Origin of the sequence: Novipirellula methanifontis, from assembly GCF_052161655.1 — a bacterium.
Classification (GTDB): domain Bacteria; phylum Planctomycetota; class Planctomycetia; order Pirellulales; family Pirellulaceae; genus Novipirellula.
The window spans coordinates 1,914,547-1,936,794 of the sequence record NZ_CP197418.1; the positions used below are offsets into that span (position 1 = coordinate 1,914,547).

Sequence of the window (22,248 nt, forward strand, 5' to 3'; positions counted from 1 at the left end):
TTGACAATTTGGTGATGAAAATTCTGTTGAGTTCAGATGCGAGACCATTCCTCGACACTGCTTACTGTTGATGTAAGACGGTGTTGAAAAAATGGCGAATCGCTGAGGGTCTTTACCGAGGCCCTCAGAGCAGAATCAACTTTCGGTTTTAACTTTGCTTTCTCCCGGTCAGCTTGCTGACTGGTGAATCAATACAAAATTGAAGGGTTTGATCCTGGCTCAGAATGAACGTTGGCGGCGTGGATTAGGCATGCAAGTCGTACGAGAACCTCAAATAGCTTGCTAGGAGAGGGGACAGTGGCGAAAGGGAGAGTAAGGCGTGGTTACATGCCCTCGAGTTCGGGATAGTAACGGGAAACTGTTAGTAATACCGAATAATATCTTTGGATCAAAGGTGTGATTCCGCTCGAGGATTGGACCGCGTGCTATTAGCTTGTTGGTGAGGTAATGGCTCACCAAGGCTACGATGGCTACCGGGTGTGAGAGCATGGCCCGGCTCACTGGGACTGAGACACTGCCCAGACACCTACGGGTGGCTGCAGTCGAGAATCTTTGGCAATGGGCGAAAGCCTGACCAAGCGACGCCGCGTGCGGGATGAAGGCCCTCGGGTTGTAAACCGCTGTCAGAAGCTAGGAAATGCTAGGGGGTACTCCCCTTAGTTTGACCGATCTTCAGAGGAAGGACGGGCTAAGTTCGTGCCAGCAGCCGCGGTAAGACGAACCGTCCAAACGTTATTCGGTATCACTGGGCTTAAAGCGTTCGTAGGCGGCCTAGAAGGTGAGATGTGAAAGCCCACGGCCCAACCGTGGAACTGCGTTTCAAACCACTAGGCTCGAGGAAGACAGGGGTGATGGGAACTTATGGTGGAGCGGTGAAATGCGTTGATATCATAGGGAACACCGGTGGCGAAGGCGCATCACTGGGTCTTTTCTGACGCTGAGGAACGAAAGCTAGGGTAGCGAACGGGATTAGATACCCCGGTAGTCCTAGCCGTAAACGATGAGCACTGGGTTGAGGGGACTTTCACATCCTCTCGGCCGTAGCGAAAGCGTTAAGTGCTCCGCCTGGGGAGTATGGTCGCAAGGCTGAAACTCAAAGGAATTGACGGGGGCTCACACAAGCGGTGGAGGATGTGGCTTAATTCGAGGCTACGCGAAGAACCTTATCCTAGACTTGACATGCTTGAGAATCCCTATGAAAGTAGAGAGTGCCCTTCGGGGAGCTCTTGCACAGGTGCTGCATGGCTGTCGTCAGCTCGTGTCGTGAGATGTCGGGTTAAGTCCCTTAACGAGCGAAACCCTTATCTTTAGTTGCCAGCGGGTAATGCCGGGGACTCTAAAGAGACTGCCGGTGTCAAACCGGAGGAAGGTGGGGATGACGTCAAGTCCTCATGGCCTTTATGTCTAGGGCTGCACACGTCCTACAATGGTACGGACAAACGGACGCAATACCGCGAGGTGGAGCAAATCCTAGAAACCGTGCCTCAGTTCGGATTGCAGGCTGCAACTCGCCTGCATGAAGCCGGAATCGCTAGTAATCGCAGGTCAGCATACTGCGGTGAATGTGTTCCTGAGCCTTGTACACACCGCCCGTCAAGCCACGAAAGTTGGGAGGGCCCGAAGTCACCAAGCTAACCCCTCGGGGAGGCAGGTGCCGAAGGTCAGCTCGACAATTGGGACTAAGTCGTAACAAGGTAGCCGTAGGGGAACCTGCGGCTGGATCACCTCCTTTCTAAGGAATTTAGAAATGGATGGAATCAGCTTGCTGAGATCATCCACTTTGTGAAAATGGTTCTCAAATCAACTCAACAGAAAACACGCCAGTAATCTTCGGATCTGGTTCACTTCATCACCAAATATCAAACGAAGACCCACTCAGGCCCGTCGCCAGCCTGAGTGGGTTTTTTCGTGCGCGCACGTGAACACTGATCGCAAAATGTCTGAACCTAGCGAAAGTCGCGAAGACTTTTGTTTTACGCAGTGGTTGCAGTAATACTGCCGCCCGCTTCGCTTTGATACTAAAAGATTCGGTTGCCGATGCCAGCAAAAAATTTTGGTTGACTGGTTTTTTCAAAGTAGAGGTTTCTTATAGCCAGCAAAACTCTCGGTCCACTTTCCGGGATTTAATTCTGATTTGGCTCGGATGTTGAATCCGTTTGCTTTCGCTCGCCGCCGAGTTGGTCTTCGCATTCGGGGCAGACTGTATATCGAAGTTCCGGCACGGTTTGTTTTCGATACATCCGCAATTTGATCGCAATGTTCTCCATCTCAAGCCATCCGGCGGGCTCGATCAGCGAGCGTTTACAGAAGCTGCACATGGTTAGAAATGCGGCCGAGCGTTCTTCGCTGGGGTCCAACACCGAAAGCCGACGGCTGGGCACCGCTCGCAGTAAGATGCTCTCGTACGCGAGTTGTTGGTTCTCGCGTTGGGTAATCGTTAATTGCATGTAGCGTTTAAGCGTTGGTGAATCACAGCGAAAGGGAACGGTGATCGGATTTCCGGTCACTCGCACAAAGCGATGAATTTCCTTGTACAGCTTTTGAGTTGCGTAGTCGGCAATAAAACTCCACAGCGACTTGCCGACGACGGAGGGTTCATCCAGATCGATGGTGTTGTTCTCTTTAGCAAATGCGAGCCACCACTGGTCCACTTCAACAATGATGTCCGATGCGTCGACACGGTAGCGGTAAACTTGAGTCGTTTGTATGACCACCCTGCGGTCTCCCGAAACACGTGAATTGCAATATCTGTTAGCTCTGGTCCCATTGATGGTAACAATTGTTTAGCAGGAATTGCGAGAAAATCGATCCGCCTTCCCCTCTTCCTGTGGTTTATTTTACCCCCGGACGCGCAAGTTAGGCGTAAAGAGGTCGCTAAATCTGGCCCTATTTCGCTGGATTACCTATCTTTGTATCGATGCTTTCCACAACTTTGCGAGATCTATGCGGGCTGCTTGCTACTGAATGCATTGAAATACCGTGGAATTGAAGCAGCAAGGAGGTACCGCTGGCGGATTTCGCGAGCAGAAAATCGCCTTGTATTTGCCGCGTCCTCGTCCGCGATGGACTATGATATCGCTCGATATTCCCTCCCCCGTTTCCTCAACAATCGAGAAACTTACTATGCAAATTTGCCGTCGTTCCTTTATGGCTTCGCTGTTGCTGACAGCCTTTTTGGCTTCCCCACTCTACGCTCAAGAGACGTTAGTCGAGCATGATGCGATCAAACCGGTCCCGCGTGACAGTCGCTGGATGAAACGCCACGAGTCGATGAACGAAAGAGTCAAGAAAGGCAACGTCGACCTTGTCTTTATTGGCGATTCAATCACGCAAGGCTGGGAAGGCAACGGCAAAAATGTGTGGGCCAAATACTACGGCGATCGCAACGCGGTGAATCTGGGCATCGGCGGCGATCGCACTCAACACGTGATTTGGCGACTGGATAACGGCAACGTCGAAGGCATCTCACCCAAAGTTGCGGTGATCATGATTGGTACGAACAATTCAGGCAGCAATTCGCCTGAACAGATTGCGGAGGGCGTGACTGCGATTGTTCGCCAACTGCAGCAAAAAACGCCTGATACCGAGATCCTACTATTGGGAACATTCCCGCGCGGTGCGGATCCATCGGATAAGAAGCGTCAAGTGAACGAGAAGAGCAACGAGATGGTTGCGAAACTAGCGACCGACGACAATGTTCATTACTTGGATATTGGTGACAAGTTTCTGAGTGACGATGGGAAACTTTCCAAAGAAATCATGCCCGACCTGCTGCACCTCAGCGAACAGGGCTACACGATTTGGGCCGAGTCGATCGAGCCAAGCGTGAAAAAGTTGATGGCAAAGTAAATCGGCTGCGGTCGATATCAATCGCGTGCGAGTAGAACGAGCACGCAGCTGCCATTATCGATGACATTCACTCCGGCGTCGCGAGCCGCTTGGCTCGCTTGAGCGTCTTCGGCGCCGGGTTGCATCCAGATATTCTTCACTCCCGCTGCCACCGCATCGGCCACGACTTGCCGTGTCACTTCAGGCGGCGTGATGATCGACAGCGACTCGGGGACGACCGGCAAATCGGCGATCCGCGGGTAGGCCGTATGCCCCTCGATCTCTTCGCTGATCGGGTTTAGCGGATAGACCTCGCGGCCTGAATCGAGCAATGCCCGAAAAACCTTGTTTCCGTATTTATGCCGTCGCGTCGAGGCTCCGGCGACCGCGAAGTTTTTCGCGGTCAGAAAGGATTCAATCGCACTCATGGTCAAAAGCCTAAATAGTTCGAACGTCGTTTTCCCCGTATTTGTGAGCCGACGGCGCTAGCCGCGGGCCTCATTTTACCAACGTTTTAGCGATCGGCGGCCCGACACTAGCGAGTTCGGCACACAAAATGGGACAGTCGAAATAAGGAGATGTTTCAGGGAAGGATTCAGAGCGAACGCCGTCGATTCGCCCCCCGGATCCTGCTTGAAGATGCTCGTCGCATTGAGGTCTTCAAGGTCACAATGTTTACCACAGAGATGGAAATTGGGGCAGCGACGACCCCACTTCGCCGCTGTCTCTCCATCGCTCTTGGTTCGGAACGTATTATAGAAAGAGAAGGTTCCGAATTCGAATGATGGAAAATGGGATGAGTGACACGTTGAAACGCGTTGTGATTATCGGAGGCGGGTTTGCAGGGTTAAATGCGGCCAAAGCCTTGGGACGCGAAAAACGGGTGTCGGTTACACTGATTGATCGACGCAACCATCATCTTTTTCAGCCGCTGCTGTATCAGGTAGCGATGGCGGGTTTGAGCCCTGCGGATATCGCGGCACCGCTTCGCAGTATCCTTTCCAAAGAGACGAATGTTCGCGTGCTCTGCGGCCAAGTCGACTCGATTCAGTTGGAAGAGCGGACCGTGACCGCTTCCTTCGGAGTCGTGCCTTACGATTATTTATTGGTCGCTTGCGGGGCGCAACACAGTTATTTTGGGCACAACGAATGGGAAGCCAACGCGCCGGGATTGAAAACTCTTGAACAGGCAACGGAGATCCGCCGTCGGGTGTTGGAGGCTTTTGAAAAGGCAGAATTGACGACAAATATGGACGAACGCCGCAAACAATTGACGTTTGTCGTCGTTGGTGCTGGACCTACCGGAGTTGAATTAGCGGGAGCAATCGGCGAGATGAGTCGTTTTACGTTGGCTCGCGATTTTCGCAACGTCGATTCTAAATTGGCACGAATCATCTTGATCGAAGCAGGCCCGCGAATCTTGCCGATGTTCTCTGAAAAACTGGCCAGTCGAGCGATGCGCGACCTCGAATCGCTTGGTGTGCAGACTTGGACCGACAGTCGGGTGACCCGGATTGATGAAAATGGAGTTGATGTGTCGGGTGACCGCATCAATGCCGCAACCGTGTTATGGGCAGCAGGAGTGCAAGCGTCCGAGATCGGCAACCAAGACGGTTTCCAACGTGATCGTCAGGGGCGAATTCGAGTCGAAAAGGACCTTTCGATTGCCGGCCACCCCGAAGTCTTTGCGGCGGGGGACTTGTGCAATTTTGTTGAGGCCGGCGAGCGTCCGTTGCCCGGTATCGCACCGGTCGCGATGCAGCAAGGTCGTCATTTTGCCAAAGTCATCCGTTGTGAACTCGACAAAACACCGCGACCCGAATTTCGTTACGTCGACAAAGGACAAATGGCTACGATTGGCCGCAGTCGAGCGATTGCCGAAGTCGGCAAGTATCGCTTGACTGGATTCCCCGCCTGGATGGCATGGCTGGTCGTCCACATTTATTTCTTGACCGGTTTTCGCAACCGCTTGTTTGTGATTCTCAGTTGGACATGGTCCTTCATCTCATTCCGTCGCGGAGCCCGCTTAATATTGGCCAAACACTGGCGTTTTTATGACGAGCCCGAAGCATCACAGGTCGACACCAACGCAGCGCGAACATCCGTCGGCGAGGCACCGGTTCCGGCACTCTCCGCCTCGACGCAACCTGAGGCCGCAAGGCTGACCGATCGTAGCAAAGCGTGATCGAGATCGTCGTAGCGAATGTCACCAAGACTTCCGCTACGCTAAAAATGAACAAACCCAATAGGAAAAAATGGTTCACAGCGTAGCGGTTCCCGTCTCATGGCCGTGCCATTGAAATAAGTTCGCAGATTGCCGCGCCCTGGTTGGTCCGTTACGCAGCCTATGGGTTTGACAGCCCGCTCTTTTGATTTACACCGCTGAAAACCTGGAGTATTCGAATGCCCGCTGAGACCACCGAGACGCTCGAAGACGATCTGTCCGAAATGTTCGCCGGGCCAGTCTCCGTCACGGTGCATCAGCAATCGCTATTTGGCGACGCTAATTTAAATGTGGTCACGATGGGGTATGCCCGCGAAAATCGCTCGAGCGACGGGCCGACCACGACCAGCCATGTTCGCCAATCTGCCATCGTGTTGGATGAATCCGCTCTGGATCTGCCGCAATTTGACCTAGCGCCGAAACCCAAGGGGATGGCCGGCAAATTGCTCTCCCTACTCAGCTCTGCGGGTCTCGGCGGGATGGGCGCGTTGGACTTTCCTGACACCCCCCAATTCGCTGGGATCTATCGCTTGACCGCCTGGGCTGAGTCGCCGGTGCGGCTGATGTTCACTCGCAAGCTGCGTGATTTTTTGATCAAACATCCAGGCTGGAATATCAAAGGCCAAGGGCGTTATTTGGTCGTGTTCCGTCACAACGAGGTAATCGAGGAAAATGACCAGGCGGACTTTGTGCAAACAGCATTGGAGATCGCCGAGAAGATACAACAAGGCGAAGAAACGCTTGACGCTCACCCCGATCTACACCGCGAAACACGTATCGAGGATGTCCACGCGACTGCCGATCGGATGGGCGGTTTGGCCGGCACGTTGCTGAAAAACCAACTGCGAAAATTGGCGGTCACTCGTGATCAATTAGAAACGTTTCTCGCAGAATCGCGACCGCGAACCCTGCCGCCGGGAATGAAGGCACAAGTGCTCGGCAATACGCTGCCGGTCGTCTTGTTCGGCATCGTCTTCTTGCTTGTGGGGATTGGGATCGGCATTACCGCAATCGCGATCGGCGATGGGCAGAACAAACTGGTGGGCATGCTGATGCTGGTGGCATTGCCGTTGGTCGGCGGCATCATGCTATACTTCGCACAACGTTTTCGCTGGCGGAAGCTACGTGTTTGCCGTCACGGCGATCTGGTGCAAGGCGTTGTCAAAGACGTCAAACGCACGACAACCACCGTGAACAATCAACGTCGTCATCATGTGATTTTCGAGTTCGATCACTTGGGACGCCAACACACGGCGACCGTAAACGCGTATGGGATTAGCGTCAAACGAGCCGAAGGCTTCCGCGATCGAGGTGAATCGCTGCGGATCCTTGTCGATCCCAACGACGTCTCCCATATCCTCTGTCCCGAACTACTGATTCTCTGGGAATAAAGTGGGATAGGCTCGTAGCGTGTCATCGGCCCATGCCGTCTCATTCCGCGTAGCGAAAGTCGCGAAGACTTTTGTAACGCTTTTGTGTTGGTCGAAACTCTTGGCGAGTTTCGCTACCATGAAATCGCGAAGAAAGCCTGACACATGATGACAGGCTAGAAGCCTATCCCACACTGGAAGCCAATTGAATTGTTAGGACGATGATGACCGAAACGGATATAGTTGAACATGTCCAGTGCCTCGTTCGTGAGCGGATGGCTGGACAACAGGCCGGTCATGATGTCGATCATGTGTTGCGTGTGCTCAAATCGGCTCGCGAAATTCAAAAGGAGGTCGGTGGGAATCGCTTTGTTGTCCAACTGGCGGCACTATTGCATGATCTAGGCGATGCAAAATTTCACGATGGTAACGAGCGAAGTGCCGAGTTTGCTCGCGATATCTTGTCTCATTTGCATGTCGACCGCGACACCATCGCGCACGTTGCGACAATTGTCGATACCATCTCGTTTCGCAAAGCTGTCGATCCCAGCACGCTTTCACTCGAAGCCAAAATCGTCCAGGACGCCGATCGACTTGATGCCCTCGGCGCGATTGGGATCGTACGAACGATCGAGTACGGTGCAGCTATCGGACAACCTTTTTATCTGTCAGATAACGTGGACGGAAAACGGAAAACAGGGATCGACCACTTTGACGAAAAGCTCTTCAAGCTACATGATTTGCTGAACACTGACGCGGCTCGGCATATCGCGGGACAACGCGAGCAGTTCATGCGAACGTTTCTAGATCAATTCCGACACGAATGTGGTGAAACAAGATGAGTCTCAAAAACACCATCGGCTGGGACGATTTCGAACAAGTCGAGATGCGTGCGGGAACGATCGTCGCGGTCTTGGATTTTCCTGAAGCGAGGAAACCTGCGTACAAGGTGACCGTCGACTTTGGTCCCGAGATCGGTGTCAAACGAACGAGTGCTCAAATCACTTCGCTGTATAGCAAAGAGGAACTGTTGGGCCGACAAATCATCGGAGTGGTTAACTTTCCGGTGAAACAGATCGGACCGTTTCTATCTGAATTTTTGATCGCAGGTTTCTATCGCGACGATGGTTCGGTGGTACTGGCGATTCCTGATAAATCGATCGATAACGGCGCCAAGTTGGCGTGAGCCGCGGGCCGTAAGGCACCGGGTAGTGCGTAGAACCCGGCCGCTTACGCGCGAGCGGCTCACTAAATCAACTGGCCGCGAGCCGGATGCCGGTGAATTGCCAACGTGCATCGGGGGGGAAGAAATTGCGGTAGGTGCTGCGAATGTGGTTGCTCGAGGTGGCGACACTGCCACCTCGCAACACGTATTGATTGCACATGAATTTGCCGTTGTACTCGCCCACCGCGCCGGCGGGTGGTCGATAGCCGGGATAGCCCGCGTAACTGCTGCACGTCCATTGCCACGCGGTGCCCATCAATCCGGCGGGGGATCGCGTTGGATGAATGCACTTGTTTTGCTGCATCAATACATCCGCGAACGGTTCTCGTTCGAGCGACATGTCCGATGATTCCGAGGCGATTCTACACGCGGCTTCCCATTCAAACTCGGTAGGTAACCGCTTGCCTGACCAGCGAGCGAATGCATCGGCCTCGAAATAGCTGACGTGAGTCACCGGCCAAGCAGAGTCCACGGGAACCAAGCCTGCGAGCGTGAATTGATGCCAGCGACCATCTTGCTGCGTCCAATACAGGGGCGTGTTCCACTCGTTCTGCTCGACGGTCGCCCAGCCCATCGACAACCAGAACTCCGGCCGCTCATAGCCGCCGTCTTCGATGAATTCGAGGTACTCGCCGTTGGTCACTAGTTTCGTGGCAATCGACGCTGAGTGCAGATGCGTCGGATGTCGAGGGGATTCGTTGTCATAAGCAAAGCCGTGGCCTTCGTGACCGATGATGTGCGTCCCTTCGGGCACCTCGATCCAATCATTTGGTTTTGCTTCACCACGCTCTTCAAATGGATCCTCACGATAAGTTGGCCATGTTGGATTACAAGACAGCATGTGCTTAGCGTCGGTAAGCATTAATTCCTGATGCTGCTGCTCGTGATTAATCCCAATCCGTAATAACTCGGCTACCTGAGTCGCGAAATCTTCACACTCCAACCGTATCGACATTTCGTGATCGACGTGTTTGCGATAATCCTCGACTTGCTGCATCCCCGGACGCGAGATCAGTCCACGACGTGATCTTGGATATTGGCGGCCAATCGCGTTGTAATACGAATTGAATAGAAAGTTAAATTCCGGATCAAACTCGCGGTAGTCCGACTGAGCCCGCAGGATGAAGGTTTCAAAAAACCATGTGGTATGCGCGAGGTGCCATTTCGTGGGACTGGCATCGTCCATCGACTGAACCGTGCAATCTTCGGCCGACAACGGTTGGGCAATCTGGTCCGTAAAACTTCGCGTGGCTGAGTAAGAAGCACGAAGTTGTTCTCCCAGCGACATGTTCGCAGCAGTAATGCTCATGTTTTTATTCGATGACGAGGTGCAGAACAGCGAAATAGTTTTTGGGATCGGTCCAAGATTTATGCAAATGAAATCCGTATTGCCGAGCAAACTTCGCAAACCCGTCGACGGTGTACTTATGCGAGTATTCGGTCAAGATGGCTTCGCCTGCGGCAAAGTCAACCGTATGGTCGCCGATGGATACCCTTTGATCCTCGAGGCTGACAATGCTGATTTCGATGCGATGGTGCAGCGAGTTGTAGACTGCCCGATGCTCGAAGCGATCACGATCAAAATCGCCCCCAAGTTCGCGGTTGATTCGACTCAGCAAATTCAGACTGAACGCTGCCGTGACTCCTTCGTGATCGTTGTAGGCGGCATGCAAGACGTCGGTGTCTTTTTGTAAATCAATGCCGATCAACAACCCGCCTTGTTGCCCCAGCATCGCAGCCATTTGTTGCAACAACTTGCCGGCTAGCGGCGGTGTAAAATTGCCGATCGTGGACCCTGGAAAGTAAAAGGCGACGTGCGACGCCGGCGGTTCACAATTGGGCAACGTAAACGGCTGGGTAAAGTCAGCAACGACGGGAAGTACTTTCAATTCCGAGTACGCTAACCGTAGCTGCTCAGCTGTTTTGAGCAAATGCTCTTCCGAAATATCGACTGGCACATAAGCCGCAGGTCGCTCGAGTGCGTCCAGAAGTACACGAGTTTTCAGACTGCTGCCGCTGCCGTACTCCACTAACATCACGTCGGTATCAATTTGACGTGAAATCGACGACGCATGCTGCTGCATGATCGCCAACTCGGTACGAGTTACGTAATACTCGTCCAGTTCACAGATTTGATCAAATAGATGCGAGCCACGCTCGTCATACAAGTATTTACTAGGCAGCGATTTGTTGGGACGTGACAACCCATCCAACACATCGTCAAGAAAAGTATCCGCTCGGACAGCAGTGGACTGCACAACGTTGGCTTGATTCATGTTCGTCAACTCTCGCTCGCGCCGAGGCAGCGTTTGAAGGGGCTTGCAAAGAAGTCAATGCAGAGACATCACGCGGGCACTCTATCAGCATAGGCCCGCAGGCAAGCAGAGCACAAACTATGCCAACCGCAGGCCCGAGAATGGCGATGCCGGACGAACGTCGGAGATCCCGGAAAATACAGCGAAATTGGTCAAGGAATAAATTTTTGATGAATAAATAACGCTGGTCGACAACCGGTCATCGGATGACTGTTTCGCGACATTAGAAGATCGCGTTGACAGTGCCACCGTCCACACGGAGCGCAGCCCCGGTGATCGCGGAAGCCTGCTCCGATGCAACAAACACACACATATTCGCGATCTCGTCGACCGTTTCAAAACGCTGGAGCAATGAGGTCGGGCGGACTTGCTCAAAGAACTCGGTCTCGACCTGCTCGCGTGTCTTGTTTCCATCACGTGCCAAGTCATCGACAAATTGCGACACCCCTTCCGATGCCGTTGGCCCAGGCAAAATCGCATTGACAGTGACTCCCGTTGCCGCGACGGTAGCGGCAAGACCACGCGAGATCGACAGTAACGCCGTTTTGGTCATCCTGTAATGAATCATCTCAGTGGGTATCGCGATCGCCGACTCGCTCGATAGAAACTGAACACGCCCGCCCCGGCGGCAGCCAATCCCTTTGCGATCGCGTATCCGATTCCCGCAGTCGAGCCCGTCACAACGGCTGTTTTGTTTTCTAATCTAATATGCATCGATTCCATCTCCTAATGTGTGCCATCAGAGGGCACTGTTCACCTACGATCCCGATACGCCAAAAACATACGGTACGGCAGAAATATATTGTAGGGTGCACGGCAGGACCGGCCCCGCCCCTGACTGCGATGTACCAGGGGGGCATTGCATTTTGGCGGTTGGGCCCTAGGATTCTAGATAGAGAGGTGTGGTAGCCAACGACCCCCACGAGACCTTGGTTTCTTCGGCTACGTTTAACACACGCAATCTTCGATCAACCTCTCTTCGCGAGCTGCATGTATCGCAGGTTTTGATTGAAATTTGACTGCGTCCAAAGCAATGGTTCTTTGGATGAGTCGCCGGTGGACTGCCCAACAAAAGGTGGCGGTTGTGTTCGATTTCGTTGCGGAATTAGAGCTTCCAAGTTTCTGGCAAGTGATTGTGGGGCTGGGCATCGTCGCAGCCGTTTTAGGCTTGCTGATCATCGCGATCTTTGCCAAGTGGGGGTCGTATTGGGTCCAATCCTACATGTCGGGTGCCGACATCACGATGAAAAGCTTGATTGTGATGAGTTTCCTTCGTGTCGAGCATCGCTTGATCGTCACGGCGAAAGTCATGGCAAGGCAAGCCGGTTTGTCGATCGATCGCAAAACCGGAATGAGTACGAATCGATTGCAGGCCCACCACTTGGCGGGCGGTGATGTGATGAACGTGGTCCAAGCTCAAATCGCCGCACATCGCGCGGGAATTGACTTGGATTTTGATCGTGCTGCTGCGATCGACCTCGCCGGCCGAGACGTGTTGTTGGCGGTTCAAACGAGCGTGTCACCTAAAGTTATCCACTGTCCTCGCAACGAAAGTGGCGGAGCGCATACGTTAAGCGCCGTTGCAAAAAACGGAGTGGAGTTGCGAGTCGGTGCACGCGTGACCGTGCGAACCAATCTGGAACAATTGATTGGCGGTGCCACCGAAGAAACCATTATCGCTCGCGTGGGCCAGGGAATCATCACCGCGATTGGCTCCGCCAACTCACATATGGATGTCTTGGAGATGCCTTCGACGATTTCCAAAGGAGCCATCACCAACGGCTTAGACGCGAACACTGCGTTTGCCATCGTCTCGATCGACATTTACGACATTGATGTCGGTGAGAATATCGGCGCTCGCTTGCAAAGTGACCAGGCCGACGCCGACACCCGGATCGCTCGCGCATTAGCAGAGGGACGTCGCGCCGAAGCGGTCGCGCTTGAGCAGAAGATGAAAGCCAACGTCAGCCGCAATCGAGCTGCGTTCGTCTTGGCCGAGGCGACTGTGCCGGCAGCGCTGGCGGATGCCTTTCGCGCGGGCCCGCTACATCGCCTCTCAAGCGATTCATCGTCAAAACGTCCTCGCAGTGCCCCTGCACTCTTGGCCGATCATTCTAAACCACTTCCTCCAGAAACAAATTGACTCTGATGAATCCTAATACCGTTGCCACGCCCTGCTATGTGCTGATCTCTGAGAAAGTACGTATCGGCCCGACGCTGACTCCCACCGAAACCGAGTCATCCTATCAGGTCATTTACGGCTTCTCGGACAAAGCACCCTATGATGCGTTTTGTGCAAACAGCCCGCTTCCGCTAACACCCTATCCGCTCGTGAAAGGCTACCTGCAAAACCAGATCGAGATGGCGGGCGACGTCGTTCATTTGGTCGTCGTTGACGCCAGTGGCCCGCAAGACGCTCAGCTGAATGCAGCAACAATGCAAGCGGTTTCCGATGCTATGAAAACGCAGAGTAGCCAAGTCACAGCCTCGTTTCGGTTGACATTGAACTCCGACAACGAATCCTACGCAGTCGAACCGCTCGACGAGCCCGCGTTGCTGTAACCAAAATGTGGGATAGGCTTCCAGCCTGTCATCATAAAACGCCTCCGTAGCGAAACTCGCCAAGAGTTTCGGAGTGTTGGGATCGATGCCGAAAGTCTTGGCGACTTTCGCTACAGAAGCCTATCCCACATTGGAACGATTTGTGCACCGCGTGATCGTTTCACGGCTTCAACTTCTCTAACTTTAGCGTGGGCAATCTCGTGACGTTTTGTATTGGTATCCAAGTGCGTGCTGGAATCGTGGCGCTTGCGGACACACGCATTACACGTGGCAGCGAACAGGTCAATAAACAGAAGCTAGCCGAGTTTCAGCATGGTGACGCATCGCTGTTCACCATGACCAGCGGGCTGCGTTCGGTTCGTGACAAGACGCTGATCTACGTCGAAGAAACACTGCGGCAATCGCAGCAATCCGTCGATCGGCTGTACCAATTTGCCAATTTGTTTGGCGAGCAACTCAGACGAGTTCGCAGCGAAGACGGTCCCTCACTTTCCTCAACCGGGCATACGTTTAACCTGCACGCGATCATCGGCGGCTGTTTGCTGGCCGACCAATCGCCGCAATTGTTCTACGTTTACCCGGAAGGTAATTGGGTCGAAGCTGCATTCGATTCGCCTTACTTTATGATCGGACGCACCTATTACGGCAAACCAATCCTGGACCGTCTATTGAACTACGAAACCCCGCTACGGTCGGCGGTCGCATTGGCACTGCTCGCATTTGACGCAACGCGAGCCAGCGTGACCGACGTCGACTATCCGATCGACGTTGCGGTCATTCCCAATCATTCGCGGCATCCTCAATTCCAACGCTATACCGAATCCGACTTGGCGGAAACGACTCAGTGGTGGTCTGAGGTGCTGACCAATTCGTTGGCATCAATGCCGATGCAGTGGGCGGACTCACTGCTCGGATTGCAAAACGGTCTGTGATCTGTAACGATTTCGATCTCGTTACATGAATCCTGCGGAACTTCGATGCGAATCATTTCTCTTCTGCCCAGCGCGACCGAAATTGTTTGTGCCTTGGGGCTTCGCGACCAACTCGTCGGTGTCACGCACGAATGCGATTATCCGGCCGACGTTGCCGAATTGCCGAAAGTCACCCGGACGTTGATTCCGCATGATGCGTCCAGCGGCGAAATCGATTCGCTGGTTCGCGAACGACTCAAAACGGAAAAGGCACTCTATTCATTGGACATGCCAGTCGTGGAACGCCTGCGACCCGATTTGATTGTTACGCAAGCTTTGTGTGACGTGTGTGCGGTGGCGGAAAGTGAAGTTCGATCGGCAGCGTGCTCGTTACCGGGAACGCCGCAAGTCATCAATCTTGAACCCACCTCGTTTGCGGATGTGATGCAGTGCATCCGCCAGGTCGGCATGGCAGCCGATTGTCTTTCACGTGCAGAAGGTTATATCGCCGACCTACAGCAGCGAGTCGATGCCGTGGCAGCGAGAACCGAGCCGATCGAATCTAGGCCCAGCGTAATGTTGTTGGAATGGATTGATCCTCCGTTTTGCGCAGGCCACTGGAGTCCCGAATTAGTTGCCTTGGCCGGCGGTCGTGAAGCGATCGGCATCGCGGGCGAGCGGTCGGTCACTACGGCTTGGGGGAAGATCGTTGCCGCGGATCCCGAGGTGTTGATGATTGCATGCTGCGGTTTTGACGTTGAACGAACTATGCAAGACGTCCCAATTTTAAAATCGTATCCAGGCTGGGAAACGCTCTCGTGCGTCAAAGACGATCGTGTCTACGTCGTCGATGGTTCAGCCTATTTCAGTCGCCCTGGCCCGCGGTTGGTCGACAGCCTCGAGATTCTCGGCCATGCCTTGCATGAAACGGTCCATCCCCTGCCCAGCGGGTTGCTTGCGGCTCGGAAAGTGAGATAGGGTTTCTTGTCACGAACGTCGTTAGGACGGTAGGCTGTTTGTGGGGGGCGGACGAAACTCTTGGCGAGTTTCGCTACGTTTGGTTTCGGAAATGGCAGGCTGTAAGCATATCTCACCGTTAGCGTTTGACTTGATCTTCGAGTGCTTGGCGGCAGGCGATGGCTGCTTCTTTCCACTGCCCTGCTTTCGCAGTCGCGATCATGGTCATGACAACTTGATGCGATTCGCCCAGCGAACCTTGACTCGCCTCAAATTCTCGCATTTGATCTTCGATTTGCTGCAACCCTTCGCTACTGCGTTGATTGCAAACTCGATACAGTGCAATCGTCACATCGTAGCCCTGTTCGTCAAGCTTGACTGGCGTGCGATACATCCACCAAGCAACTCCGATCAGTACAAGGATAAGTAGAGTGGCGGTCGCTACCGCCCAACGATTTAAATCCGACTTGGTGTTTGAGTTGTTGCGTGTCATTAAAACTTCTCCCAATCGATGACTTCGTGCTCATCCATACTGGACAGTTCGGCCCATAGAACCAGATCGACAAAATTGGTGACAAAGCGAACCGATCCGTCTCCCATGCAAACGTAGCCGCCGCCGAGATGTTCGGCGAACATTTGCCCGACGTGGTAGGTGGGAAAGTTGACCGGATGAATAATTGGGCTGCCCGTAATATCAAGCTCGCCACCAGACGGTCCTGCATGAACCAGTGTCAGGGTCGCGGCGGCATCAGGACCATTTTCAGGCGACAAAAAACGTGGGTGCGTGAACGCGCCGGGCACCACTCCGACCCATGTTTTCTCGCTTAAGGCGGAACTATGCTCACCAAAGAAAATCGTGTTACTGGTCCCATCGAGCACATCGCGGAATCGCGTTTTTGAATTGCGAAAAAAGGGTCCGTCCGCGACGTTGGCGGCATCACCATTGATCGGAACGATCTTGGTCGTTGACGTATAGATGTTCGTAAACACCTCGCCAGTAGCCGCCGAACCACATTCACCCCAACAACTTTCTTGACCATGGTTTGCCACATAGTGACTGCGTCCCAGTTGCATTTGCTGGCCTGCAACCACCAATGCATTTCCCGCCTGGTTTTTTACTTCAAACGGCTCGTCACCTCCAGTTGCACTGGGACACAAAAACATTGGTACCGTGGTTGCGATTGCTTGGCGATTGAACGAAGACCAAATCGGTTGATCAAGTCGCAAATTTTCGATCACGGCGTTGCCTTCGGCGAACGGCAGCAAACCGGCGGCCCAGCCCCATCCTGGCCCGGCATCCCACGTGATTGGGTCCATCATCACCGACGCCGGAGCTGATCCATCACGTGTGGGATGTGAGACGTAACCGGCAGGAAAACGCTGGTAAGCCGAGTGATAGTTTTGTGCCGCGAGACCAACTTGTCGCAGGTTGTTGCTACATGACATGCGACGTGCTGCTTCGCGTGCCGCCTGGACTGCGGGAAGCAGCAAGCCGACTAATACTCCGATGATCGCGATCACCACGAGCAATTCGACCAGCGTGAACGCGACTCGGCGACCGTGATCGGCAATCACCGGCTTTCTGAAGAATGTTTTTTGGCCGTTAACCGCGATTCGTATTTTCTGCATAGTGATCCTCTATTTCAGTTCGGTTCACTCGGAACTTCTCTTAGGCTTGCAAGTTAGTCGATGCTAACTTGTAGGGCGCAAAAAAAGAACAAGCGTGCTTTGCTTTTTGTTCACAAAAGTTAGCCATGGCTAACTTGGTGGGCGAAGTCTACTGATTGTGGGAGATACGATCAAGGGGATTCAGCGTGAAAACAATTTTGCTAAGATGTGGGGCTACAAAAGAAGGCACATTGCGGGTGGTGATTGCACCACTTCGGGCACATAAAGGGAATCGAAACTTGCCATCGAAGACTTATCAGCGAATTCGATCGGACCACGCCAGCGAGGTTGCCGAGGACTATGTTGAGGCGATCGCGGACGCAATTACCGAGCGAGGCGTCTGTCGTGCTATCGATCTTGTCAAGCATTTCGCGGTCACGCACGCCACGGTCAACAACACGATCGGACGTCTGCAGCGAGATGGATTGGTCGTGACCGAGCCGTACCAACCGATCGAATTAACCGCTGCGGGCAAGCGTTTGGCGACACAGTCCCGCAAACGCCACGAGATCGTCGAGAGTTTTCTGCGGCGAATGGGGGTCAGTGCGGCAACGGCGGCCGCCGACAGTGAAGGGATCGAGCACCATGTCAGCAAAGAAACGCTCGCGGCCATGAAAAACGTGCTGACCAAAGGTTGGCCAAGCGAGCCGTCGTAGTAAAAAAGATCCTTTGTGGCAGTACGGCGCGAGCCAGAAATCACTGCTATTTGGTCAAGATCAGCTTGCCTTGGCGGGTTTCTCGCAACCGATACAGCATCCCTTGATGCTCGATCCAAATCTCATCTCCACAGCGTGCGAGGTCCTTGAATCGGACGATTTTTGGTGCGATTTGGCTCTCCCAAACACCGTCCGTGGCAGGAGTTTTTTTGGGATCGGGCGGCGTTGCCTCGGTTTGATTCGTCATAAGTCTTTATTTTCACGTCGCTTACGCATTTCCGTTTTTTTACTCAGCCATTCTTGCGAAAAAGACTCCGCGACGCAATACTTGTTGAGACTGATTCGCAATAGCAATTCAGATTCGACGACGCAGCAAGCAACTGGAGCGACGGCCCCCCATAAACGAAGACTGCTGATTTAGCACAACATCACCGCGGTAAAGTTAGCCGTTTGGGCGCTCGCCCCGGTTAGATGGTGACGGAACCGTGGCTAGCGCCAAAACGGCTAACTAAATCAGCAGTCTCCAAAATTGGGCCGTCGACACCTTCGCCAGCCACGCTCGGATGCAGCTCTCGTGTTCATGTGGAACATCAAGAGCTTGTTTCCTTTCTCTTAGGCTCTTTGAAGGAGTTGTTTGATGACAATCTCACGCAGTCGGTCTGTCCATTTACAGGACGCCGAAAACACAACCTCACCGCGTCGTTTGCGACGTGGATTTACGTTGGTCGAATTATTGGTGGTCATTGCGATCATCGGAATATTGGTCGGTCTGTTGCTGCCGGCAGTACAAGCGGCCCGCGAGGCTGCACGCAAAATTTCGTGCACCAACAATATGCGTCAAATCGTGCTGGCGGCTCACAACTACCATGGCACGTTTGGTCAATTCCCGGCCGGCAGTATCCAAAGCAACTTTATCAGCCCGTTTGTCTCGGTGCTGTCGCATCTTGAGGAATCAAATAATTATCAGCAATGGGATTTCTCGAAGAACTACAGCGATCCGTACAACGAACAAGTTTCGTCGCAAAAGATCGCCAGCTATCTGTGCCCGTCGATGATCCTCAATCGCGACGCTCCCGATGCTCGCATCGGCACCAACGGCCGCCCCGTCGAAACCGGCGGTCCCGCCAGCTATTTGTGGTGTGAAGGGACCGATGACTACATGCCAAAGGGCGATGGGCTGTTCGGATTGCATTGGCCTTCGTACGGATTTCAAAACCCGCCAAATCGATTCCGCGATTGCATTGACGGAACGTCGTCGACGATCGCACTGGGCGAGACCGTCTACGACTACAAAGACTACGTCTGGAACGGCAGCACGCTTCCGAGCGACATGGTCGGAACCGTCAAATGGGGCACCGCTCGCTGGGTCGTCGGGTATCCCAAAATCGCTTTGGGTACAACGCTGTACCCACTAAATGTCCACACCGCCGCGAACATAGGCGGTTTTGCGAGCCAACACATCGGCGGCGCCCATTTCGTCTATGCCGACTGCAGCACGCGTTTCATGACCGATTCGATCGACTACGAAATCTACAATGCATTAGCTAGCAAGAATGGTCATGAAGTGATTGCCGGAGGCGAGCAATGAGCCGGCGACAACCATTGGTATACCTTGCTTACGCGTGTTCGGGCATCGCGATGGTCACTGCGAGCGGATGCAGCGAACAGGAACCCCATCGAATCCCGATCCACGGAACCGTTCAAGTCGAGGGAAAACCGATCGAGCATGCGACGTTGATTTTGACGCCAGCATCGCCAAAGTCAGCTCCTGTGACGACGCGAATCGAAGCGGGACGTTTCGCTTTTACTCGACAGACGGGGCCTCACGCTGGAGAATACACCGTACGAGTGAACCCCGATGAAGTATCGATCGAAGCGATCATTGAAGTTGCCGAGCAGAACCCTCGCCAAGCGGTACGGGAATTTGGTGTACACCGCTCCCCAACCTCGGCTCGTAAACGGAGCTCGGAGACAGCGAAGCGAATCGAGATCACGCCACAGCACGACAGTCCGCTGCGGATCGACCTGTAGTAAAACCGTGGGATAGGCTTCCAGCCTGTCTTTTTCCCTTCCACTTTTACTCTATGCAAAATCCTCTCTTGAAAAATACCAAAATGAAATCACTCTACCTCACCCCAATCGTCTGCCTGTTTGCTTTGTTCAGTTTGCTCGGCCCTGATCACGCTCACGCGCACTTTCCTTGGCTTGCGTTGGACGACGAAGGGAAACCGATCTTGTTTTTCGGCGAAGGACTGAGCGATCGCACTTACCATTTGCCCGAATCGATGACGCAATTCGAGCTAAAACATGCTCGCGGCGACGACGAATCAAAGTCACTGAAAGTGCAAAGCATTTCAACCAACGATTTGGTCGGGTTGCAGGCCGCAGACGCCGCGGAGCTCACCGGATGCATCTACGGCACCCAGACGTACGGTATCTACCACGGCTCGAAATTGGTGTATTACGTTCAGCATTTCCCCAGCTCGGATCCATCGACCTGGACGACACCTCGGGCTGAAGGCAAATCAGGTGGCAACCAGCTTCGTGCCGAAATCACAGCTGCAGACGAGGGAATCCGCGTGTTGGTGCTTTGGCAGGAAAAGCCGCTGCCGAACGCCGAAGTCAAACTGTTTTGTGACGAAGGGCATGAAGAAGGATCGGCAAAAACGAACGACGACGGAGTGGTGACGTTCACAAGCAAGCAAGTCGAACCAGGCTTGAACGCGATCATGGTTGGCTTCACGGACGACGATGCTTCGGGTACGTTCAAAGAAGAGTCCTTTCAAGCGACCAGCAACTATCTGACCGCTACGTTTCCTCGGCCGCAGTTCAACGGGGAAGCACACCGCAATGACTCGGCCCACGTCAGCGAATCTAAAATGACGAAAACAAATGAATCATCGGTAACCGTCCACGCCTCGTCACTTCCTGATCTGCCGCTCAAGCTGACCAGTTTCGGGGGCGCGGTCGCAAACGGAAGGCTGTTTGTTTACGGCGGTCACATTGGAGATGCACACTCCTACTCCACCGCAGAACAATCCAATGCATTTTGGTCGCTCGAACTGCCCAATGGAAAATCGTGGAATTCGTTGCCGTCGGGACCAAAGCTGCAAGGCTTGGCAATGGTCGGGCACGGGAACTCGGTGGTGCGAATCGGCGGCTTTACCGCGCTGAACGCCGAAGGCGAAACGCACGATTTGCAATCGCAAGCAACGGTCAGTCGCTATGACATTGCGTCGAAACAGTGGAAAGACGACACCCCGTTGCCTGAACCACGATCTTCGCACGCCGCCGCGGTTATCGGCGACCAAGTTTACGTCGTCGGTGGTTGGGCGATGTCGGGCGAAAACGAAACCAAGTGGCATACCACAGCGTGGACAGCCGACTTGAGCCAACAACCACTGCAGTGGAAAGCAATGGCAGCGCCACAGTTCGAGCGACGTGCGTTGTCAGTCGCCGCACACGACGGACGGATCTATGTGGTCGGCGGGATGGACCAAGAAGAAGGGCCGAGTACCGAGGTCGATATTTTCGATCCGAAGTCGAACCAGTGGTCCAAGGGGGCATCGTTGATTGGCGAAGCGATGACCGGGTTTGGATGCTGGGCCCAATCGCATGCCGGCCGTCTCTATGTCAGCACGGTCAATGGCACGATCCAGCGACTGACCGCGGAGGGTGATGATTGGGAGATCGTAGGAAGCTACGACCCCGGACGCTTCTTTCACTGCATGTTGCCACTTGATCCCTCATCGATGGTGATGGTGGGAGGTGCAAACATGTCAATCGGACGCTTCACGAATCTCGACAAAGTCGAAATCAAATAGCGGCCGGTGAAGCATCGATTTGCCACAAAATAGCCTCGCCCTGTCGCATGACGGGGCCGTTTTGCCCCGCGCCGGATCGCGTGACTGCTGCAACGATCCGACGAAAACACGTCAAATACGCGTCCAAATGAAAACAGACAACATTGTGCTAGCAAAGCATTGACGTCGCCGCTTCAGCTGCTAGATTCTTAAGCGTTCGTGGTGACTCGCGGTGTTTCTACACTCGCGAGTGAACAGGGAACTCCGGTGAAATTCCGGGATGGTCCAGCCGCTGTGAACTGCCCTTGGATGCGTAAATCAAATGCATCCAAATCGAAACTCTTTCATTGAAAACGCCATTGCTCGGACAACCTGTGTGACAGGAAATCGGGGCGAGAAGGCTGCGAGAATTCGATCGGCAGTGAGTCAGAAGACCTACCACGAAATAGACGGTTTTGTGCCCTCTTGGATTGGGGTGATCGTTGCGATGTGATTCGACGGGACGTCTGCCGAAGGTCAAGTGGCCGCTCTGGCAAATTGCTTTTCTGTGAAACGCATCGATTCGTTTTTCATTGTTCACAGAGCTTCTGCTCGATCCCTGTTGTCGCCGCTTCGCCAAGCTATCTGAAAAACCAAAGATTTGTTTTCAGTTTCGGCTGACGATACGCGCGAACTCATTGGCCAACACCGCCACGGAATTTGCAATTCGTCGCTGGCCAGAGATCGAAC

22 protein-coding genes, 1 rRNA gene and 1 riboswitch are annotated in these 22,248 nt (G+C 53.6%); of the genes, 14 read left to right on the forward strand and 9 right to left on the reverse strand.

The annotated features are described in order from the left end of the window. The first annotated feature begins 196 nt into the window (after positions 1–196). Positions 197–1,732: ribosomal RNA gene (locus SH528x_RS06765) — 16S ribosomal RNA — on the forward strand. A gap of 391 nt (positions 1,733–2,123) precedes the next feature. Here SH528x_RS06765 and SH528x_RS06770 read toward each other — a convergent pair. Continuing rightward, positions 2,124–2,714: a hypothetical protein gene (locus tag SH528x_RS06770; protein ID WP_442509758.1), complete on the reverse strand. Its 591-nt coding sequence runs from the start codon at positions 2,712–2,714 to the stop codon at positions 2,124–2,126. A 409-nt stretch (positions 2,715–3,123) separates the two neighbouring features. Between SH528x_RS06770 and SH528x_RS06775 the strand changes: the two genes are divergently transcribed. Continuing rightward, on the forward strand, positions 3,124–3,849 hold the full coding sequence (locus tag SH528x_RS06775) for a platelet-activating factor acetylhydrolase IB subunit (protein ID WP_442509759.1): 726 nt from the start codon (positions 3,124–3,126) through the stop codon (positions 3,847–3,849). A 17-nt stretch (positions 3,850–3,866) separates the two neighbouring features. On the opposite strand, the gene SH528x_RS06780 is transcribed toward SH528x_RS06775, so the two are convergent. Continuing rightward, the gene (locus SH528x_RS06780) at positions 3,867–4,256 is read right to left on the reverse strand and encodes a CoA-binding protein (protein WP_442509760.1); all 390 of its coding nucleotides are present in this window, start codon (positions 4,254–4,256) and stop codon (positions 3,867–3,869) included. Between the two features lie 368 nt (positions 4,257–4,624). On the opposite strand from SH528x_RS06780, the gene SH528x_RS06785 reads away from it, so the two are divergent. The 4 genes from SH528x_RS06785 (at position 4,625) to SH528x_RS06800 (ending at position 8,608) form a co-directional block, all read left to right on the forward strand. Then, a complete protein-coding gene (locus tag SH528x_RS06785; RefSeq protein WP_442509761.1) occupies positions 4,625–6,013 on the forward strand; it encodes an NAD(P)/FAD-dependent oxidoreductase in 1,389 nt (462 codons plus the stop codon). Positions 6,014–6,231: 218 nt separating this feature from the next. After that, positions 6,232–7,443, forward strand: a complete 1,212-nt coding sequence (locus SH528x_RS06790; RefSeq protein WP_442509762.1) for a hypothetical protein — start codon at positions 6,232–6,234, stop codon at positions 7,441–7,443. A gap of 203 nt (positions 7,444–7,646) precedes the next feature. Beyond that, on the forward strand, positions 7,647–8,264 hold the full coding sequence (locus SH528x_RS06795) for an HD domain-containing protein (protein WP_442512093.1): 618 nt from the start codon (positions 7,647–7,649) through the stop codon (positions 8,262–8,264). Further along, entirely contained in the window at positions 8,261–8,608 is a 348-nt protein-coding gene (locus SH528x_RS06800; protein WP_442509763.1) for a tRNA-binding protein, read from the forward strand. Before SH528x_RS06795 ends, SH528x_RS06800 begins: the two co-directional genes overlap by 4 nt. 67 nt (positions 8,609–8,675) lie before the next feature. On the opposite strand, the gene egtB is transcribed toward SH528x_RS06800, so the two are convergent. From egtB to SH528x_RS06820, 4 genes are all read right to left on the reverse strand, one after another. Next, a complete protein-coding gene (egtB, locus tag SH528x_RS06805; protein ID WP_442509764.1) occupies positions 8,676–9,956 on the reverse strand; it encodes an ergothioneine biosynthesis protein EgtB in 1,281 nt (426 codons plus the stop codon). A 4-nt stretch (positions 9,957–9,960) separates the two neighbouring features. Further along, positions 9,961–10,923 carry an L-histidine N(alpha)-methyltransferase gene (egtD, locus tag SH528x_RS06810; RefSeq protein WP_442509765.1) on the reverse strand — a complete coding sequence of 321 codons (963 nt, stop codon included), beginning with the start codon at positions 10,921–10,923 and terminating at the stop codon, positions 9,961–9,963. 262 nt (positions 10,924–11,185) lie between these two features. Further along, positions 11,186–11,530 carry an SDR family NAD(P)-dependent oxidoreductase gene (locus SH528x_RS06815; protein ID WP_442509766.1) on the reverse strand — a complete coding sequence of 115 codons (345 nt, stop codon included), beginning with the start codon at positions 11,528–11,530 and terminating at the stop codon, positions 11,186–11,188. Beyond that, entirely contained in the window at positions 11,527–11,676 is a 150-nt protein-coding gene (locus SH528x_RS06820; RefSeq protein WP_442509767.1) for an SDR family NAD(P)-dependent oxidoreductase, read from the reverse strand. Before SH528x_RS06820 ends, SH528x_RS06815 begins: the two co-directional genes overlap by 4 nt. Positions 11,677–12,007: 331 nt before the next feature. Here SH528x_RS06820 and floA point away from each other — a divergent pair, with 331 nt between their 5' ends. From floA to SH528x_RS06840, 4 genes are all read left to right on the forward strand, one after another. Further along, on the forward strand, positions 12,008–13,105 hold the full coding sequence (gene floA / locus SH528x_RS06825) for a flotillin-like protein FloA (protein ID WP_442509768.1): 1,098 nt from the start codon (positions 12,008–12,010) through the stop codon (positions 13,103–13,105). Between the two features lie 5 nt (positions 13,106–13,110). Further along, the gene (locus SH528x_RS06830; protein WP_442509769.1) at positions 13,111–13,524 is read left to right on the forward strand and encodes a hypothetical protein; all 414 of its coding nucleotides are present in this window, start codon (positions 13,111–13,113) and stop codon (positions 13,522–13,524) included. A 200-nt stretch (positions 13,525–13,724) separates the two neighbouring features. Further along, positions 13,725–14,456, forward strand: a complete 732-nt coding sequence (locus SH528x_RS06835) for a proteasome-type protease (protein WP_442509770.1) — start codon at positions 13,725–13,727, stop codon at positions 14,454–14,456. Positions 14,457–14,501: 45 nt separating this feature from the next. Beyond that, entirely contained in the window at positions 14,502–15,413 is a 912-nt protein-coding gene (locus SH528x_RS06840; protein ID WP_442509771.1) for a cobalamin-binding protein, read from the forward strand. Positions 15,414–15,531: 118 nt separating this feature from the next. Here the strand turns inward: SH528x_RS06840 and SH528x_RS06845 are convergent, their stop codons facing one another. Both SH528x_RS06845 and SH528x_RS06850 read right to left on the reverse strand, forming a co-directional pair. Then, a complete protein-coding gene (locus SH528x_RS06845) occupies positions 15,532–15,885 on the reverse strand; it encodes a hypothetical protein (RefSeq protein WP_442509772.1) in 354 nt (117 codons plus the stop codon). Then, the gene (locus SH528x_RS06850) at positions 15,885–17,021 is read right to left on the reverse strand and encodes a DUF1559 family PulG-like putative transporter (protein WP_442509773.1); all 1,137 of its coding nucleotides are present in this window, start codon (positions 17,019–17,021) and stop codon (positions 15,885–15,887) included. Before SH528x_RS06850 ends, SH528x_RS06845 begins: the two co-directional genes overlap by 1 nt. A gap of 278 nt (positions 17,022–17,299) precedes the next feature. Between SH528x_RS06850 and mntR the strand changes: the two genes are divergently transcribed. Then, positions 17,300–17,716 carry a manganese-binding transcriptional regulator MntR gene (gene mntR, locus SH528x_RS06855; RefSeq protein ID WP_442509774.1) on the forward strand — a complete coding sequence of 139 codons (417 nt, stop codon included), beginning with the start codon at positions 17,300–17,302 and terminating at the stop codon, positions 17,714–17,716. Between the two features lie 46 nt (positions 17,717–17,762). On the opposite strand, the gene hemP is transcribed toward mntR, so the two are convergent. Continuing rightward, positions 17,763–17,963, reverse strand: a complete 201-nt coding sequence (hemP, locus tag SH528x_RS06860; RefSeq protein ID WP_442509775.1) for a hemin uptake protein HemP — start codon at positions 17,961–17,963, stop codon at positions 17,763–17,765. Positions 17,964–18,353: 390 nt separating this feature from the next. Between hemP and SH528x_RS06865 the strand changes: the two genes are divergently transcribed. From SH528x_RS06865 to SH528x_RS06875, 3 genes are all read left to right on the forward strand, one after another. After that, positions 18,354–19,304, forward strand: coding sequence for a DUF1559 family PulG-like putative transporter (locus SH528x_RS06865; RefSeq protein ID WP_442509776.1), 951 nt, complete (start codon positions 18,354–18,356; stop codon positions 19,302–19,304). Continuing rightward, entirely contained in the window at positions 19,301–19,747 is a 447-nt protein-coding gene (locus tag SH528x_RS06870; RefSeq protein ID WP_442509777.1) for a hypothetical protein, read from the forward strand. The genes SH528x_RS06865 and SH528x_RS06870 overlap by 4 nt, the downstream gene beginning before the upstream one ends. An 83-nt stretch (positions 19,748–19,830) precedes the next feature. After that, positions 19,831–21,540 (forward strand): Kelch repeat-containing protein, encoded by a 1,710-nt coding sequence (locus tag SH528x_RS06875; protein WP_442509778.1) that lies wholly within the window; start codon positions 19,831–19,833, stop codon positions 21,538–21,540. A 182-nt stretch (positions 21,541–21,722) separates the two neighbouring features. After that, positions 21,723–21,976, forward strand: a riboswitch (cobalamin riboswitch). The last annotated feature ends 272 nt before the right edge of the window (positions 21,977–22,248 follow it).